This is a genomic window from Achromobacter sp. ACM01 (assembly GCF_014851745.1).
GTDB lineage: Bacteria > Pseudomonadota > Gammaproteobacteria > Burkholderiales > Burkholderiaceae_B > Achromobacter > Achromobacter aegrifaciens.
This window is the reverse complement of record NZ_JACVAF010000004.1, coordinates 279,822-295,863: the sequence shown is the minus strand read 5'-3', so window position 1 is coordinate 295,863 and position 16,042 is coordinate 279,822. Positions and strand designations below refer to the sequence as shown.

Below are 16,042 nucleotides of genomic sequence, written 5' to 3'. Positions count from 1 at the left end.
GACAGCGCCCGGATGAGAATTCGCGGTTCCGCAAGCCGGGTTTCGGCTGCTGGAAAGGAGGGTTTACGCGGAAGGCGATATGAGCGGGGGATTTTCCTGCTCTTCCTGCGAACCGAGTCCGCTGCACGGGAGGGCTGCGGCTTGCACGCGGTCATGAAAGTAACGGTGAAAAATCTGCCAGTCCCGGTACTGCGCGGACGCCACCTGGAAGGCGCACAGCCGGCCCACCAAGCTGCAGATCCAGTCAGCACATTGAAGGGTCTGGAACAGGTGGCTCTCACCTTGAATCAGCGGCTCGACCAGCGTTCTGCATCGGTCGGTGGCATCTTCGAACATCGCCAGCGTGCAGGCTTCGACATTCATTTCGCGCCATCGGCTGCCCGCCTGTTGCTCGTCGATCAAAAGCATGAAGGTGGCCTGCCTTGCCGAGAAAAAGCGATCCGCGCGCCGGACTATGCGTAGCAATTGCTGCTTGAAGATCTCCGCGGGTTGATGCGATGCCGCGTCTGTTGTCTTTTGCTCGCCGCTGTAAATCACGTGTCCGCCAATCTGTCTGATCCGGTTCAGCAAACGCCCCGTTGCGGTCCGCAACTGCTGGTACTTTTCAACATTCCGGACGGTATAGAGTTGCGCGCCCTTCTTTTCCCAGCGGTACGCAGGTTGGTCTTGCCGTTCCAGTTCGAACTTCAATAGATGGCATTTCAGTTTGTAGAAGTAGATGGCGAATTCGCGCACGGATTCAACAGGCAGGACCAACCCCCCGAAGCCGAACACCGGGCTTGTCCGGTGCTTGTCGTGATCACGAGAGACGAATGGGCCAATGTGGCCGAACTCGTCCAGATACATGACGTAATGCATGACGTAACCCTTTGTCCGACACGTGGCTTGCATACGAATCGAAGCAGTGTAGGGCGCGGGAGACGGCTGGCTTTCCTTCAGTGAATGGAAAGATCGCACCCAAATTCAAAATGGCAACGATTCATGCCGCACAAAAACACGAAAGCCCGCAGCAATGAATTGCGCGGGCCTCGGAAGGTGGGCATATGGCGTGCATATACGTTGAAGAAACTGTAAAGCAGATTCCGGTCGTGCTGCAAGGGATCAAGGCGTCCGGAACACATAAATGCGCGCGGAAGCCTGCGGTATCAGACGGAGTCCCGGGTTCTGGCCTGGGAGGCTTGGCATGTTCCTGCCGGAAACCGCCCCTAGTTCGCCTGATCCTTCCCCGGATCTTCCGCCAACACCTGCGGCGCCGGATAGTTCGACACGGGCGCATCCACCGGCTCTGCGCGCAGCGGCTGGTGCACGCGGCTGGGAGGGACCAGCGAATCGGGCGAGTCGGGATTGGTCCACAGCGGGTCCGGGATCTCGGCGAAGACCTGGCGCAGGCGTTCGCCCCAGGTGCCGCGGATCATGCGGAAGTACTCGTTGTGCTCGTCGATGCTGGCGAAATGCGTGACGCGCAGCGAGTGCGTGTCGTAGACCAGCAGGTCCAGCGGCAGGCCCACCGAGATATTGGAGCGCAGCGTGGAGTCCATGGAGATCAGGGCGCACTTGGCCGCTTCGTCCAGCGAGGTGTCGGGACGCAGCACGCGGTCCAGGATGGGCTTGCCGTATTTGGCTTCGCCGATCTGGAAGTACGGGCATTCCTGGCCGGCTTCGATGAAGTTGCCGGCCGAATACACCTGGAACAGGCGGCAGCGTTCGGCGCCGATCTGGCCGCCGAAGATCAGGTTGACGTTGAAGTCCACGCCCTGCTCGCGCAGGGCCGGGGCTTCGTGGTGATAGACCGAGCGCACCGCGGCGCCGACGCGGCGGGTGGCCTCGAACATGTCGGGCGCGTTCCAGACGGTTTCGCCGCCTTCGTCGTGCTGGCGCGCCAGCGCGTTCAGCACCGCCTGGCTGACCGCCAGGTTGCCCGAACTCATCAGCACCATGACACGGTCGCCCGGGCGCTCGAACACGGTCATTTTGCGGAAGACGCTGATCTGGTCGACTCCGGCGTTGGTGCGGGAGTCGGCCAGGAATACCAGGCCGGAATCAAGGCGGGCTGCGACGCAGTAGGTCATGATCAGAATTAGGGAAAACCACGCCGCATTGTATTGCGGCGCGGCTGGCGGGATGTTACTGCTGGGCGCTGGTCTGGACCTGCACGCTGACCTCCATGGATTCCTGGCCGCCGCCGCTGCGCACGCCGCGCACCGGCGAAGCCGAGTCATAGTCCCGCGCCACCGCCAGCCGGCAATGGCAGTCCGAGGCGAATTGGCGGTTGGTGATGTCCACGCTGGTCCAGCCCACGTCGGGCAGCCAGACGTCGGCCCAGGCGTGGCTGGCGGCGTGTTCGGCGGTGGTGTACAGGTAGCCGCTGACGTAGCGCGCGGGCACGCCCAGGCCGCGCACGCAGGCCAGGAAGAGGTGGGCATGGTCCTGGCAGACGCCGTGGCCCATGGCCAGCACCTGGTTGGCGGCGGTGGTGACATCGGTGGTGCCGGGCTCGTAGGCGACGCGGTCGCTGACCGCGGTCGCCAGGGCCAGCACGTCGTCCGGCGTATGCAGACCGCCCGGCAGCGCGTCGCGCACGAAGGCCATGACGGTGTCGTCGGCCTGGGTCAGCGGCGTCTGTACGCAATAGGCGTGCACCGGCAGGCGGCTGTCCTCGCTGCCCAGCAGGCCGCGTTCCAGCGGCGCCACCAGCACCTGCCCGACCACGCGCAACTCGATGTCGGTGTGCGGCTGGTTGAGCGTCAGCGTGTGCGTGATGTTGCCGTAGGCATCCACCTGCTTGTCCAGTTCGCCGGGGGCTTCGATATGCCAGCGCAGCACGCGCTGGTGCTCGTCGTCGCGCGGGGTCAGGCGCAAGGTCTGGATGCTGTAGGTGACCGGGGCGGTGTAGCGGTAGTGAGTGACGTGGGTGATGATCTGTTTCATTCCGGTCTCCGGTCTAGGCCGACAGCGGCACCAGGAAATCCTGGCTGATCCGGTTGCCCAGATCGTTGATGCGGTCGAGGAAGTGCTCCAGGTATTGATGCAGGCCGCTGTCCAGGATGTCCTCGACGCGACCGTATTGCAGTTCCGCGCACAGCATGCCGGCGCGCCTCTCGGTTTCGGTCGAGCGTTGGTTGGAGACACGCGCCAGGTCGTCGGCCACCGCGCGCATCGAGGCCAGCAGCGAGCGCGGCATGTCGCCGTGCAGGATCAGCAGTTCGGCCACGCGGTCGGGGGTGATGACGTCGCGATATACCTTGCGGTAAATCTCCAGGCCGGACACCGAGCTGAGCAGCGCCGACCAGCGGTAGAACTCGCTTTGCAGCGCCGCCGCGCCGGCTCCCTCGGTTCGGCCATCGTGGCCGTTGGACCCGCGTTCATGGAACTTCACGTCCAGCATGCGCGCGGTGTTGTCGGCGCGTTCCAGGTGCATGCCGATGCGCAGGAAGTACAGGGCCTCGTCCTCCAGCATGGTGCCGATGGTGACGCCGCGCGCCAGGTGCGAACGGAACTTGACCCATTCGAAGAACTCGCCCGGGTTGCGTTCCAGCAAGCCCGTGTGCAGGTGCTTGAGCAGTTCCAGCCAGGTGGTGTTGTAGGTTTCCCAGACCTCGGTGGTGAGGCTGCCGCGCACGGCGCGCGCGTTCTCGCGGGCGGCGCGCATGCAGGAATAGATGGACGAGGGGTTCTCGGGATCGCGCACCATGTACTGCAGCACGTCGTGCGGCGAGATGGAGGCGTACTTGCTCTGGTACAGGCCTTGCAGCTCGGAGATGCGCAGCACGCCCAGCCACGAGCCTTCGCGCCGCTGCGCGTCCTGCGGCAGCAGCGACATCTGCAGGTTCACGTCCAGCATGCGGGCGGTGTTTTCGGCGCGTTCGGTGTAGCGGCACATCCAGAACAGATTGTCGGCGGTTCGGCTCAGCATGTTCAGTCCTCCTCCAGCACCCAGGTGTCCTTGGTGCCGCCGCCCTGGCTGCTGTTGACCACCAGCGAGCCCTCGGTCAGCGCCACGCGGCACAGGCCGCCCGGCACGGTGCGGATGTCCTTGCCGCACAGCACGTAGGGGCGCAGGTCCACATGGCGCGGCGCCACGCCCGATTCCACGTAGGTCGGCACGGTGGACAGCGCCAGCGTGGGCTGCGCGATGTAATTGGCGGGGTTGGCGCGCACGCGGTCCTTGAAGGCCTCGACCTCGGCGCGCGAGGCAGACGGCCCCACCAGCATGCCGTAGCCGCCCGAGCCATGGACTTCCTTCACCACCAGTTCGTGCATGTGGGCCAGCACGTGCGACAGCTCGTCGGGCCGGTTGCAGCGCCAGGTGGGGACGTTGGACAGTATCGGCTCCTCGCCCAGATAGAAGCGGATCATGTCCGGCACGTACAGGTAGGTGGACTTGTCGTCGGCGATCCCGGTGCCGATGGCGTTGGCCAGCGTCACGCGGCCGGCGCGGTACACCGACAGCAGGCCGGGCACGCCCAGCGCGGAATCGGCGCGGAACGACAGCGGATCTAGAAAGTCGTCGTCCAGGCGGCGGTAGATCACGTCCACCTTGCGCGGCCCCTGCGTGGTGCGCATGTAGACGGTGTTCTGCTCGACGAACAGGTCCTGGCCTTCGACGAGCTCCACGCCCATCTGCTGCGCCAGGAAGGCGTGTTCGAAGTAGGCCGAGTTGTACATGCCGGGCGTCAGCACCACCACGGTGGGATCGTCGCCGCCGTGCGGCGCGACTTCGCGCAGGTTGTCCAGCAGCAGGTCCGGGTAGTGCGCCACCGGCTCCACCTTGATGCGGCCGAAGGCGTCGGGCATCAGCCGCATCGACATCTTGCGGTTCTCCAGCATGTAGGACACGCCGGACGGCACTCGCAAATTGTCTTCCAGCACATAGAACTCGCCCGCGCCCGCGCGCACGATGTCCACCCCGGCGATGTGGCAGTAGATGTCCTCGGCCACGTCCACGTCCTGCATCTCGGGGCGGTACTGGGCGTTCAGGAATACCTGCTCGGCGGGCACCACGTCCGCGCGCACGATGTCGTGCCCGTGATAGATGTCGTGGATGAACATGTTGAGCGCGCGTACCCGCTGCTTCAGGCCGGCTTCCAGCAGACGCCATTCGGCGGCGGGGATGACGCGCGGGATCAGGTCGAAGGGGATCAGGCGTTCAGTGCCGGCCGCGTCGCCCGCCACCGAAAACGTGATGCCGACCCGGCGAAAGCTCAGGTCCGCTTCCAGGCGGCGCGCGGCCATGGCCTGCGCGGACTGCTCGTCATGCCAGCGCTCGAAAGCCTGGTAGTGGGAGCGTATGCCGCCGGCGCTGTCGCGCATTTCGTCATAGGCGGCGGGACGGGATGATCTGTCCTTCATGGCTCCTCCGGTACAGGTGCCGGCAGCCGGCTCGCGCACGGCCGCCGTCCGGCCAATGTCCGGCCGGTTGCAATGGATTAAGCAACCCGCATGCCAGCCTGGCCGGCACGCGCGGGGGGCGCCCCTGAGGACCAATATCCTCCGAAGGGCGTTGCGGCGCCATCGCCGCGGCGGCTGAGGCCAGGGGATGGCGTGGGCGCCAGGCGCGGATTGGCCGGGGCTGGCGGGTGGATCGGGGTCAGCGGGGCTGGCGCGGAAATGCCTGGCCAGGGGAACGGGTGGGGCGGCGCTGCCGAAGAAAGCGCACGGAAGTGCGCGGGCGCTGCGTGCTGCGGCCGGGGTCTGGGCTAGGCCCGGCAGCAGTCCCTATGATAGGTCGTGCACCGTATTGGTGCAAACTGGTGGAGCAGAACTGGTGCGTCAGTTCATGCGGAAGCTGTGCAGCGTGGTGCCGCTGGTGCCGCCTTGTTCCAGCGGCGCCTGGGGCACCCAGCCGTCCTGGGTCAGTACCGCGTCCAGCGGGAAGTCGTGGGCGGCGGGTTCATAACCGGCGTCCAGCTCGCCGCAGCTCCAGGCGATGCCGATGGCGATGAACGGGTGGCCGCGGTCGCGCAGCGCGGCCAGGGTGCGGTCGTAATAGCCGCCGCCGTAGCCCAGGCGGTCGCCCTGTTCGGTATAGCCCAGGGTGGGCACCAGCACCACGTCGGGCAGCAGTTCGGCGCCGGCGACGGGCTCCTGGATGCCGTAGGGGCCGGCGCGCAATTCGGCGTCCGGCGTCCAGGGCAGGAAGGCCAGCGGGGCGTTGCGTTCGCGCACCACGGGCAGGGCCACGGCCACGCCGTTTTCGACCCATTGTTCGAGCAGGGGGCGCAGGTCCGGTTCGTCGGCCATGGGCCAGAAGGCGGCCACGGTGGCGGGCGCGGGACGGCCTGCGCGCACGGCTTCATCGCGCGCCACATTCAGCCAGGTGAACAGGCGTGCGCGCATGAGCAGGCCGCCGCGGCTACGCTGGTCTTCCGGCAGTTCAGCGCGCAGTTTCCGCAATCGCGCGCGTAGCGGTACTGCGGTATCCTCTGGAGTATTTTGCGTAGTCATGCGGTGGCTGTAAGAGGGATGGACAAATGATGGCGAATGTGCGGACGCATGCGGACGAACATGTGGATTGCCGGCATGCTGGCGTACGGCAAGGCCAGTGTATGAGGGACAGGGCATGACACAGACTCTGCAACCCGGACGGTATCAGAAAACCGCGCGGAAATCCGGGTCCGCCGCCGCCACCGAGGCCGCTCCCGGCCTGCGCCGCTGGCTGCCGCTGCTGGCGCTGTTCACCGCGGCCTGTGCGCCGGTGGACGCGCAGCAGCGCAGCGCGTCGGTCAATACCCAGCCCCAGCCTCAGCCCGCCGTTCAGGCTGCGCAACCCGCCATTTCCGTGCCGCCCGCGGTGCTGGCCGGCCTGCCGCCGACTTCCCAGACCCCCGCGCTGGCCGCCGTGGTTGCCGCGCGCGAAGCCATGAACCGCAAGCAGTGGTCCGTGCTGGGCGCGCTGGTGCCGCAGGCCAAGCCGGATCCGCTGGGCATGTACCCCGAATACTGGCTGCTGCGCTACCAGTTGTGGACGCCTCCCGCCACCGGCCGGCCCACCGCCGACCTGCAGAAGTTCATCAGCGGCAATTCCGACGCCTACCTGGCCGATCGCCTGCGCGGCGACTGGTTGCTGGCCGCGGCCCGCAGCGGAGACTTCGAAACCGTGCGCAAGCTCGCGCCCGTGAAGAACAGCAATGCGCAGATCGAGTGCGCCATCCTCGATGCCAAGCACATGACCGGGCAGCGCGCCACGGCGGCGCAGGCCGCGGCCGTGTTCGCGCCGGGCGGCGCCTGCTGGGCGCTGTACGACCAGCTGGTCGCCGACGGCATCATGGGTTGGGAGCAATTGGAACCCCAGCTGCGCGACGCCATCGAAGCCAACAAGACCGCCGACGCGCGCAAGTTCGCGCAGTACATGTTCGAGCCGGGCGACCTGAAAACCTATGACCAGCTCATGAAGGACCCCATGAAGTGGCTGACGCGCCAGAGCCGTCAACCCGTGGGCCGCAACGAGAAGGAACTGGTGACGATCGCCTTGGCGCGCCTGGCGCGTTCCGACGTCAGCGTGGCGGATTCCTACCTGCGCCGCGAATGGGGCAAGTCCGGGGACTGGTCCAAGTCCATGGCCAAGTCGAACCTGGCCTGGGTCCGCGGCCAGTACGCGCTGGTCGCCGCGCTGAATCTCGACAGCCGCGCCGACGACTGGTACCACGAGGCCGGCCACATCCGTATGACGGAATACAACGCCGCCTGGAAGGTGCGCGCCGCCTTGCGCCAGCCCAAGATCGACTGGAAATGGGTCATGGAATCCATCGACCAGATGCCCGCCTCGCAGCAGGCCGATTCGTCCTGGATCTACTGGAAGGCCCGCGGCCAGGCCGCGCGCGGCAACAAGGAACAGGCCGCCACCGCCTACGCCAGCATCGCCGACCGCTTCGACTTCTACGGCCAGCTGGCCGCCGAGGAACTGGGCCGCCGCATCACCGTGCCGCCGCGCCCCGCGCCCATTAGCGACCAGGAAATCACCGAGGCCCGCGCCAACCCCGGCCTGCGCCGGGCGATCCAGCTCTTCCGCCTGGGCTGGCGCGCCGAAGCCGTGCCGGAATGGAACTTCACGCTGCGCGGCATGAGCGACCGCCAGCTGATGGCCGCCGCCGAACTGGCGCGCGCCGAGAACATCTACGACCGCGTGGTCAACACCTCCGACCGCACGGAAAAAGAGTTCGACTTCAGCCAGCGCTTCATCGCGCCCTTCGAAGGCCGCGTCACCGCCAAGGCCAACGCCATCGCGCTGGATCCGGCCTGGGTCTATGGCCTGATCCGCCAGGAATCGCGCTTCATCATGGACGCGCGTTCGCACGTCGGCGCGTCCGGCCTGATGCAGCTGATGCCGGCCACGGCCAAGTGGGTCGCGGGCAAGATCGGCATGAGCAACTTCACGCCCGACAGCGTCAACGACTTCGACACCAACACCGAACTCGGCACCAACTATCTGAACATGGTGCTGCGTGACCTGAACGGTTCGCAGATGCTGGCCAGCGCAGGCTATAACGCCGGCCCGCGCCGTCCGCACAACTGGCGCTCGACCTTCACGCATCCCGTGGAAGGCGCGATCTTCGCCGAGACCATCCCGTTCAACGAGACGCGCACCTACGTCAAGAACGTGATGTCCAACTCGGTGTATTACGCCGCCATGTTCACCGGCCAGCCCCAGTCCCTGAAGGAACGCCTGGGCAACATCGTGCCGCTGGGCGCGGAAAGCACTTCGATCCCATGACGCGGGATCCGGCCACGGACGGCCTGCAGGTCTATATCGTGGGCGGAGCGGTGCGCGATGCGCTGCTCGGCCTCCCCCCCGGCGACCACGACTGGGTCGTGGTTGGCGCCACACCCGAGGACATGGCTCGCCGCGGCTTCGTGCCCGTGGGCGGCGATTTCCCCGTGTTCCTGCATCCGCGCAGCAAAGAGGAATACGCGCTGGCGCGCACCGAGCGCAAGTCGGGGCGGGGCTACAAGGGCTTCACGTTCTATACGGGCGCCGACGTCACGCTGGAAGAGGATCTGCGCCGTCGCGACCTGACCGTCAACGCCATCGCGCAGAAGCAGGACGGCGAGCTGGTTGATCCCCTGGGCGGGGCCGCCGACGTGCGCGACCGCATCTTCCGCCACGTTGGCGAGGCCTTCGAAGAGGATCCGGTACGCATTCTGCGGCTGGCCCGGTTCGCGGCGCGCTTTGCCGATTTTTCCGTGGCGCCCGAGACCCTGGCGCTGTGCCGCCGCATGGTCGAGGCCGGCGAGGCCGACGCGCTGGTGGCAGAACGGGTCTGGAAGGAATTGTCGCGCGGCCTGATGGCGGCGGCGCCGTCGCGCATGCTGGGCATCCTGCAGCAATGCGGCGCGCTGGCGCGCGTGATGCCCGAGCTGCAAGGGGTGGAACAGACCGCGGCCGACGTGGATCGCGCGGCCGCGCAGGGCCTGTCGCTGCCGGGGCGCTACGCCTTGCTGTGTCGACTGACGCCTGAACGCGACGCCATGGGCCGCCGCCTGCGCGTGCCCACGGAATGCAACGATTACGCGCGGCTATTGCCGGAAGTGTTGGCGGGGCTGGACGCGGTGGAGCAAGGCGCCGATCCCGCGGATGCGCAACTGGCGCTGATGGAGCGCGCCGATGCGCTGCGCAAGCCGGAACGCTTTCTGGATCTGCTGGATGCGGCGGCCGTGCTGCGCTCCGTGGACCGAGCGGCCTGGCAATCGCGCGTGGCAATCGTGCGCGGCGTGGACGCCGGAGCTATCGCCAAAGCTTGCGCCGGAGAACCGGCGCGCATCAAGGAGCAGGTGCGCGCCGCGCGCCTGGAGCGCCTGCGGGCGCAGTGATTCCGCTATGGATCTGAAAACGTGGCGGCCATGCCTATGAGGCCGCCACGCGTTCCTACAGCTTGCCCAACCGGTCGCCGCGCGAGAACCCTGCCAGCGGTTCGGTGATGCCGCGTCCCACCGCCAACACCTTGAACAGTTCGCCCATCTCCGATTCGGACAAGAGCTTCTGCACGGGCGCCACGGCTTGCGCGTATTGCTGCACGTCGCTCGGATCCAGTTGCGCCAACAGATCCATCAGCCCCGCATTCATCAGGAAGCGGGCCTGCGAGGTATAGCCCAGGACTTGCATGCCGGCCTCGAGCGCGGCATCCGCCATGGCGGTGAAATCGACGTGCGCGGTGATGTCCTGCAGGCCCGGCGCGGTGAACGGATCGCCGTGGGCGTGATGGCGCAGGTGGCACATGAGCGTGCCGCCGGCGCGCTGCGGATGGTAGTACTCGCTGCGCGGAAAGCCGTAGTCCAGCAGCAGCGCCGCGCCGCGTTCCAGCCAGCCGCCCATGGCGGCGATCCAGGCTTCGCCTTGCAGGTTGATCTCGGACACGTAACCGGGCAGGGCCGGCATGCGGGCGGCGACAGCGGCGGCTAGCGCCGGCGGCGCCGGGCGGTCTTCCCAGACGAAGCCTTGCGCGGCGTCCACCGCCACGCCGCGCTCCAGCACCTCGCCCGTATCGCTCCAGCGGAAGATCGACACCGGCATCGCGTCCAGTACTTCGTTGGCCAGCACGCAGCCGGCAAAGCGCTGGGGCAGCGCGTCCAGCCATTGCACACGCTCGCCGAATGCCGCCAGCCTTTCAGCCTGGCGGGCGCGCAGGTCGGCCGACACTTCCAGGATCAGGTAGCGGGTTTGATCCAGGCCCATCGCATCCAGTTCGCGCAGCACGCCTTCGGCCAGGGCGCCGGTGCCGGCGCCGAATTCCAGCACGGCGTCGGTCTGTGTCTGGCGCAGCACCTGGGCGGCCTGGCGGGCCAGCGTGCGGGCGAACAGCGGCGTCAGCTGGGGCGCGGTGACGAAGTCGCCGGCAGGGGCGCGGACGTCGCCGTCGGCCTCGGCCAGCTTGACGTTGCCGGCCGCGTAATAGCCCAGCCCGGGCGCGTATAGAGCCTGCGCCATCCAGTGGTCGAACGACAGCCAGCCGCCATGGGCGGCGATGGTGGCGCGCAGATGCGCGGCAGCGGCTGCGCTGTGTTCCTGGGCGGCGGGAGTAAGGGCGGGCAGGTTGGCGGGGGCGGATCGTTGCATGGTCGGGCGGTGCGTGGACAAGCGGACATTTTCCCAAAAAACAAACCCCGCGACAGGCGCGGGGTTTGTGTTGGGTTCAAGCGGGCGGATTAGCCGCGACGGTCAGCCGACTTGCCGAAGCGCTTGGCGGGGCCGCCGGGGCGCTTGTCGAACGAGGGCTTGCCACGGAAACCGCCTTCCGGACGGTCGCCGCCGCGGAAGCCGCCTTCACGCTGCGGACGGTCACCGAAGCTGGGACGGTCGCCAAAGCTCGGGCGGTCGCCAAAGCTGGCGCGGTCGTTGTAGCTGGGGCGCGAATCGCGGTCGCCGCCACGGAAACCGCCTTCACGCGGGCCGCGCTCGCTGAACGGGCGAGCATCGCGCTGGGGGCGGTCGCCATAGCTGGGACGGTCGCCGAAGCTGGGACGCGAATCGCGGTCGCCGCCGCGGAAGCCGCCTTCGCGCTGCGGACGGTCACCGAAGGGGCGGTTGCCCTGGTAGCCGCCTTCACGCTGCGGACGGTCGCCGAAGCTCGGACGATCGCTGAAGGAACGGGCCGGGCGGTCGCCGAACGGGCGATTGCCTTGGTAGCCGCCTTCGCGCGGGCCGCCCTCGCGGTTGCCTTGATAACCGCCTTCACGCGGCTTGAATTCGCCACGCGGGCCGCCGAAGGAACGGCCTTCGCGGTTGCCCTGGTAGCCGCCGCCGGGACGCTTGCCGAACGGCTTGCCGCCACGCGGGCCGGCGCCGCCAGCCGAGGGGCGCGGGGTGCGCTTGGGTTCCAGGCCGGCGATCACTTCGGGGGTGATCGATTGGCCGATGTAGTGCTCGATGCGGCGGACCTTATGGCGCTCGGAATGCGTTGCCAGCGTGAAGGCCAGGCCGCTGCGGCCGGCGCGGCCGGTACGGCCGATACGGTGCACGTAGTCTTCGGCTTGCATCGGCAGGTCGAAGTTGACGGCGTGGCTGATGCCTTGCACGTCGATGCCGCGGGCAGCCACGTCGGTGGCGACCAGGATGCGCAGTTGGCCGCGCTGCAGTTGCGACAGCGTGCGGGTGCGTTGGCGCTGGTTCATGTCGCCGTGCAGGGCGGCGGCGGCAAAGCCTTGGTCGGCCAGGCGGTCGGCCAGATCGTCGGCGCCACGCTTGGTCGACGTGAAGACGATGGCCTGGTCCAGCGAGGCGTCGCGCAGCACGTGGTCCAGCAGCTGCATCTTGTGGCTGGCGTCGTCCGCGTACAGCAGGCTTTGCGTGATGTTGGTGTGCTTTTCCTTGGCGCCGGCGATCTCGATGCGCTGCGGTTCGCGCATCATGCGCGAGGCCAGCTTGGCGACGGTGCCGTCCAGCGTGGCCGAGAACAGCAGCGTCTGGCGGCCTTCCGGCAGGCGGCTGACGATGGTCTCGATATCTTCGATGAAGCCCATGTCCAGCATGCGGTCGGCTTCGTCCAGCACCAGCGTGTGCACGGTGTTCAGTTTGACGCGGCCCGAGTTCAGGTGGTCGATGAGGCGGCCGGGGGTGGCGACCAGCACGTCCACGCGGCGCGACAGCGCCTTCAGCTGCGCGCCGTAAGGCATGCCGCCGACGACGGTGGCGGTGCGCAGGTCGGCCAGTTTGCGGCCGTAGGTGGCGGTGGCGTCGGTGACTTGCAGGGCCAGTTCGCGGGTCGGGGTCAGCACCAGCACTTGCACGCCGACGCCCTTGTTGGCGGGCATCTGGGCGATGCGGTGCAGGGCCGGCAGCATGAAGGCCGCGGTCTTGCCGCTACCCGTCTGCGAGGACACCATCAGGTCGTGGCCAGCCAGCGCTTGCGGAATGGCCGAAGCTTGGACGGGAGTGGGGGAGGTGAAGCCAGCGTCTTGAATGGCCGACAACAGAGCGGGCGCAAGACCCAGGTTTTCGAAAGACATTACTTTCCCTTGCCGCAATCAATGCGACGCAGTGCTTGGTCGGGCCAGGGGATTAGGCGGCCGGATCCAGGCGACGGTTGATGGAGCATCGTGCCGACCGAATCAACCGTGCGCGTGGCGCGTTCTCGTGTACTGAGTGGAACGCAGGGCGAAAGGAAAGGAGGTCAGGAATCGATGATGTTCGGCATGGGGCCGGGGCTGTGTCACCCGGCAGACTGCGAAAATTTCCGCTAAATCAAGGCGGTAAATGCCGAACTCGTTTTGTGCAGTGCGGCGATCATAACCCGAATTCGCCCTGCATGGGAATTATTTTTTTGTCCAGCTCCCAATCAATAGGGTTTTTCCCTTGGTTGGTCAGCCACTGATTGGTGGCCAGGAAGTGGCCGCAGCCCAGGAAGGGTACTGGGGGCCTTCTGGCGGACAGGGGCGAGGGGTGGTTGGACATCAGCACCAGGTGGCCGCTGTTGTCCGGGAGCAACGCCCGCTTGGCCTGGGCATGCGCGCCCCACAGCATGAAAACCTTGGGCGACGGGTCGCGCGCGACCAGGGCGATCAACGCGTCCGTCACCGTTTCCCAACCGCGCTTGGCATGCGAGGCCGGCTGGCCGTCTTCCACGGTCAACGCGGTGTTCAGCAGCAGCACGCCCTGTTCCGCCCAAACGCTCAGGTCGTTGCCGGCCGGCACGCGGGTGCCCGGAAACTCCTGGGCGATTTCGTTGAAGATGTTGCGCAGGCTGGGCGGCCGCTTGCAGTCGTCCGGCACCGAGAAGGCCAGCCCCTGGGCCTGGCCCGGCCCGTGATAGGGATCCTGCCCCAGGATCACCACGCGCACGTCCGACGGCTCCAGGCCGTGCAGGGCGCGGAAAGGCGTGGCCGGATAGACCACCGCGCCTTCTTCCAGGCGCTTGTCCACATGGGCGATTACGCCGGCCAGCGCGTCGGCCACGGCGCGCGTCTCGAAAGCGACTTTCCAGGCGGAGGAGAGCTGCGCGGCCTGAGTGGCCAGGGAGGAGTGGAGTAGGCGGTTGTCCTGGTGCATGGGCGCAATTGTGGCACAGCCTTCCGAGGACGCCGGGCGGGGCATTGAGGGCCGAAAAAGCGCTCTTCTACTGTCAACTATCAGAATTTTCTGGTGCGGAACGGCCTGCCATTCGCTTAACTTGCGACAAATCTTGCTGACCAGAATTCGTGCATTGCGCCAAACAACCAGAACCGCGCATTTGCACGTAGTCCCTCCCAAATGAAAACGAACAGACCTTTGCAGGTAGGCGCAATCGCTGCATCCGCGGGCGGTTTCATTAAGAAAAATCCAGAAGCAATGGCTTTCATATGAAGCTGACCGCAGTGGCCTTGCTGGCGGTGTTCGCATCCCCCTTGGCAGCCCAACCCATACTGCCCGCGGCCGCTGACCGCGCCACCGAGATCCAGCGCCGCCAGGAACAGGAGCTCGAGGCGCAGCGCGCGCGCGCCGCGCAGCGTCCAGACGTCCTGTCCGCGCCCGAGGCGCCGGCCGCGGGGGAAGGGCCGCTGGTCTTTCCCGAGGAAAGCCGGTGCTTCGTGCTGCGCGAAGTGCAATGGGACTCCCCCGAACCGCCGTCGGCGCTGCGCCGCGCGGCCGAGTCCGCCATCGGCCCCTGCCTGGGCGGACAGGGTTTGAAGAAGTTGCAGGAGCATTTGCACGCGCTGCTCATCGCTCAAGGATTGATCACCGCGCGCGTACTGGTGCCGGAGCAATCCTTGGCCGCAGGCGAGTTGCAGTTGCGTTACGTGCCAGGCCGCATTTCGGCAGTCCAGAGCGAGGGCGCCGCGGGCTGGTGGCGCACGGCGCTGCCGACCGGCCCGGGCGGCGAACTGAATCAGCGCGATCTGGACCAGGCCTTGGAAAACATCCGGCGGCTTGGCGGCCAGGCCGATGCCACCATAGACGTGGAGCCAGGTCCGAGCGTCGGCGACTCCGACATCCTCATCAAACCCGGCAGCGGCAAGCGCTGGCATGCCTATCTGGGCGGTGACAACGGCGGCATGGAGTCCACCGGCAAGGAACAGATCAACGCCGGCCTCACGCTGGATTCTCCGCTGTTCCTGTATGACCAGTTGTCGGTTTCATGGAACAGCAACGCCGCGCTGCGCCGCGATGACGCCGGAACGCGCGCGGCCTCCATGAACTACAGCATTCCCTTCGGGTACTGGACGCTGTTCGCCGGCGCCAGCCGTTCGCGCTATCGCCAGACCGTGGCGGGCCTGGACGACCCGGTCATCTACGGCGGCACCACCAAGCAGATCGAGGCGGGCGTGTCCGTGGTGCCTTATCGGGCTGGCGCCTACAAGGGCACGGTGACGCTGAAATTCCTGCGCAAGCGCGTCAACAGCACCATCAACGACGTCGATATCGACGTGCAGCGACGCGACATCACCGGCTATGAGTTCGGTTATGGGCATCGCCAGTACATCGGCCCCGCCGCGCTGGACGTGGGTGGCGGCGTGCGCGGAACGCTGCCGCAGTTCTCCGACCGTCCCGGCTACATCTACGGCGACCCCGACTGGAATGGGCGCAGCACCCTGCTCACGGCCAACGCCGGACTGCATCTGCCGTTCAAGGTGGCGGACCAGCAATTGGCGTATCAGGCCAATTGGCAGATCCAGCACGCCAAGACCGCGGTGGTGCCGGCGGACTACTTCACCATCGGCAACCGCTACGCCGTGCGCGGCTTCGATGGCGAGATGACGCTGGCCGCCGAAGACGGCTGGACGTTGCGCCAAGACCTGTCGCTGAACCTCGGCGATCTGGGTCAGCAGTTCTACACCGGGTTGGACGTCGGACGGGTCGGAGGCCCGTCGGCGGAGTACCTGTCCGGCCGCACGCTGATCGGCGCGGTGACCGGCATGCGCGGCCGGATCGCCCTGCCCGGCCTGAGCGCGAGTTACGACCTGTCGGCGGGTTGGCCCTTGAAGAAACCAGAAAGCCTGAAGACCCAGAGCACCGTACTGGCTGCGTCACTGATGTTCGAGTTTTAGCGTCAAGCGCGGCCGGGCCACGCCCGCGCTTCGCTCCTTGCGCCGCGAGTCCCGCAGCGCGCCACAAGAACCGACTACCGAGTGTGCC

General features: G+C 67.0%; 12 protein-coding genes. 3 read left to right on the top strand and 9 right to left on the bottom strand.

What is annotated here, in order from left to right:
• Positions 1-63 precede the first annotated feature (63 nt).
• The 6 genes from IB268_RS21755 to IB268_RS21730 form a co-directional block, all read right to left on the bottom strand.
• Positions 64-858 carry a DUF3800 domain-containing protein gene (locus IB268_RS21755; protein WP_192354790.1) on the bottom strand — a complete coding sequence of 265 codons (795 nt, stop codon included), beginning with the start codon at positions 856-858 and terminating at the stop codon, positions 64-66.
• A 347-nt stretch (positions 859-1,205) separates the two neighbouring features.
• Positions 1,206-2,069, bottom strand: a complete 864-nt coding sequence (locus IB268_RS21750) for a proteasome-type protease (protein WP_175213007.1) — start codon at positions 2,067-2,069, stop codon at positions 1,206-1,208.
• 55 nt (positions 2,070-2,124) lie between these two features.
• Positions 2,125-2,928, bottom strand: a complete 804-nt coding sequence (locus tag IB268_RS21745; RefSeq protein ID WP_054456981.1) for a transglutaminase family protein — start codon at positions 2,926-2,928, stop codon at positions 2,125-2,127.
• Positions 2,929-2,941: 13 nt separating this feature from the next.
• Positions 2,942-3,913, bottom strand: a complete 972-nt coding sequence (locus IB268_RS21740; protein WP_054456979.1) for an alpha-E domain-containing protein — start codon at positions 3,911-3,913, stop codon at positions 2,942-2,944.
• Positions 3,914-3,915: 2 nt separating this feature from the next.
• On the bottom strand, positions 3,916-5,349 hold the full coding sequence (locus IB268_RS21735) for a circularly permuted type 2 ATP-grasp protein (RefSeq protein ID WP_054456977.1): 1,434 nt from the start codon (positions 5,347-5,349) through the stop codon (positions 3,916-3,918).
• Between the two features lie 420 nt (positions 5,350-5,769).
• A complete protein-coding gene (locus IB268_RS21730) occupies positions 5,770-6,444 on the bottom strand; it encodes a 5-formyltetrahydrofolate cyclo-ligase (RefSeq protein ID WP_192354789.1) in 675 nt (224 codons plus the stop codon).
• 115 nt (positions 6,445-6,559) lie between these two features.
• Between IB268_RS21730 and IB268_RS21725 the strand changes: the two genes are divergently transcribed.
• Both IB268_RS21725 and IB268_RS21720 read left to right on the top strand, forming a co-directional pair.
• Entirely contained in the window at positions 6,560-8,710 is a 2,151-nt protein-coding gene (locus IB268_RS21725) for a lytic transglycosylase domain-containing protein (protein WP_119450166.1), read from the top strand.
• Positions 8,707-9,807, top strand: a complete 1,101-nt coding sequence (locus IB268_RS21720; RefSeq protein ID WP_119450167.1) for a CCA tRNA nucleotidyltransferase — start codon at positions 8,707-8,709, stop codon at positions 9,805-9,807. Before IB268_RS21725 ends, IB268_RS21720 begins: the two co-directional genes overlap by 4 nt.
• A gap of 55 nt (positions 9,808-9,862) precedes the next feature.
• On the opposite strand, the gene IB268_RS21715 is transcribed toward IB268_RS21720, so the two are convergent.
• The 3 genes from IB268_RS21715 to IB268_RS21705 form a co-directional block, all read right to left on the bottom strand.
• Positions 9,863-11,050: a class I SAM-dependent methyltransferase gene (locus tag IB268_RS21715; protein ID WP_192354788.1), complete on the bottom strand. Its 1,188-nt coding sequence runs from the start codon at positions 11,048-11,050 to the stop codon at positions 9,863-9,865.
• Between the two features lie 89 nt (positions 11,051-11,139).
• Entirely contained in the window at positions 11,140-12,939 is a 1,800-nt protein-coding gene (locus IB268_RS21710; RefSeq protein ID WP_054456966.1) for a DEAD/DEAH box helicase, read from the bottom strand.
• A 277-nt stretch (positions 12,940-13,216) separates the two neighbouring features.
• Positions 13,217-13,978 (bottom strand): uracil-DNA glycosylase, encoded by a 762-nt coding sequence (locus IB268_RS21705; protein WP_192330309.1) that lies wholly within the window; start codon positions 13,976-13,978, stop codon positions 13,217-13,219.
• Positions 13,979-14,268: 290 nt separating this feature from the next.
• On the opposite strand from IB268_RS21705, the gene IB268_RS21700 reads away from it, so the two are divergent.
• Positions 14,269-15,954: a ShlB/FhaC/HecB family hemolysin secretion/activation protein gene (locus IB268_RS21700; RefSeq protein WP_192354787.1), complete on the top strand. Its 1,686-nt coding sequence runs from the start codon at positions 14,269-14,271 to the stop codon at positions 15,952-15,954.
• The last annotated feature ends 88 nt before the right edge of the window (positions 15,955-16,042 follow it).

Excerpts from the sequence above, each read along its gene's own strand:
- IB268_RS21755 (WP_192354790.1), bottom strand. The coding sequence starts at position 858 with ATGCATTACGTCATGTATCTGGACGAGTTCGGCCACATTGGCCCATTC.
- IB268_RS21750 (WP_175213007.1), bottom strand. The coding sequence starts at position 2,069 with ATGACCTACTGCGTCGCAGCCCGCCTTGATTCCGGCCTGGTATTCCTG.
- IB268_RS21745 (WP_054456981.1), bottom strand. The coding sequence starts at position 2,928 with ATGAAACAGATCATCACCCACGTCACTCACTACCGCTACACCGCCCCG.
- IB268_RS21740 (WP_054456979.1), bottom strand. The coding sequence starts at position 3,913 with ATGCTGAGCCGAACCGCCGACAATCTGTTCTGGATGTGCCGCTACACC.
- IB268_RS21735 (WP_054456977.1), bottom strand. The coding sequence starts at position 5,349 with ATGAAGGACAGATCATCCCGTCCCGCCGCCTATGACGAAATGCGCGAC.
- IB268_RS21730 (WP_192354789.1), bottom strand. The coding sequence starts at position 6,444 with ATGACTACGCAAAATACTCCAGAGGATACCGCAGTACCGCTACGCGCG.
- IB268_RS21725 (WP_119450166.1), top strand. The coding sequence starts at position 6,560 with ATGACACAGACTCTGCAACCCGGACGGTATCAGAAAACCGCGCGGAAA.
- IB268_RS21720 (WP_119450167.1), top strand. The coding sequence starts at position 8,707 with ATGACGCGGGATCCGGCCACGGACGGCCTGCAGGTCTATATCGTGGGC.
- IB268_RS21715 (WP_192354788.1), bottom strand. The coding sequence starts at position 11,050 with ATGCAACGATCCGCCCCCGCCAACCTGCCCGCCCTTACTCCCGCCGCC.
- IB268_RS21710 (WP_054456966.1), bottom strand. The coding sequence starts at position 12,939 with ATGTCTTTCGAAAACCTGGGTCTTGCGCCCGCTCTGTTGTCGGCCATT.
- IB268_RS21705 (WP_192330309.1), bottom strand. The coding sequence starts at position 13,978 with ATGCACCAGGACAACCGCCTACTCCACTCCTCCCTGGCCACTCAGGCC.
- IB268_RS21700 (WP_192354787.1), top strand. The coding sequence starts at position 14,269 with ATGAAGCTGACCGCAGTGGCCTTGCTGGCGGTGTTCGCATCCCCCTTG.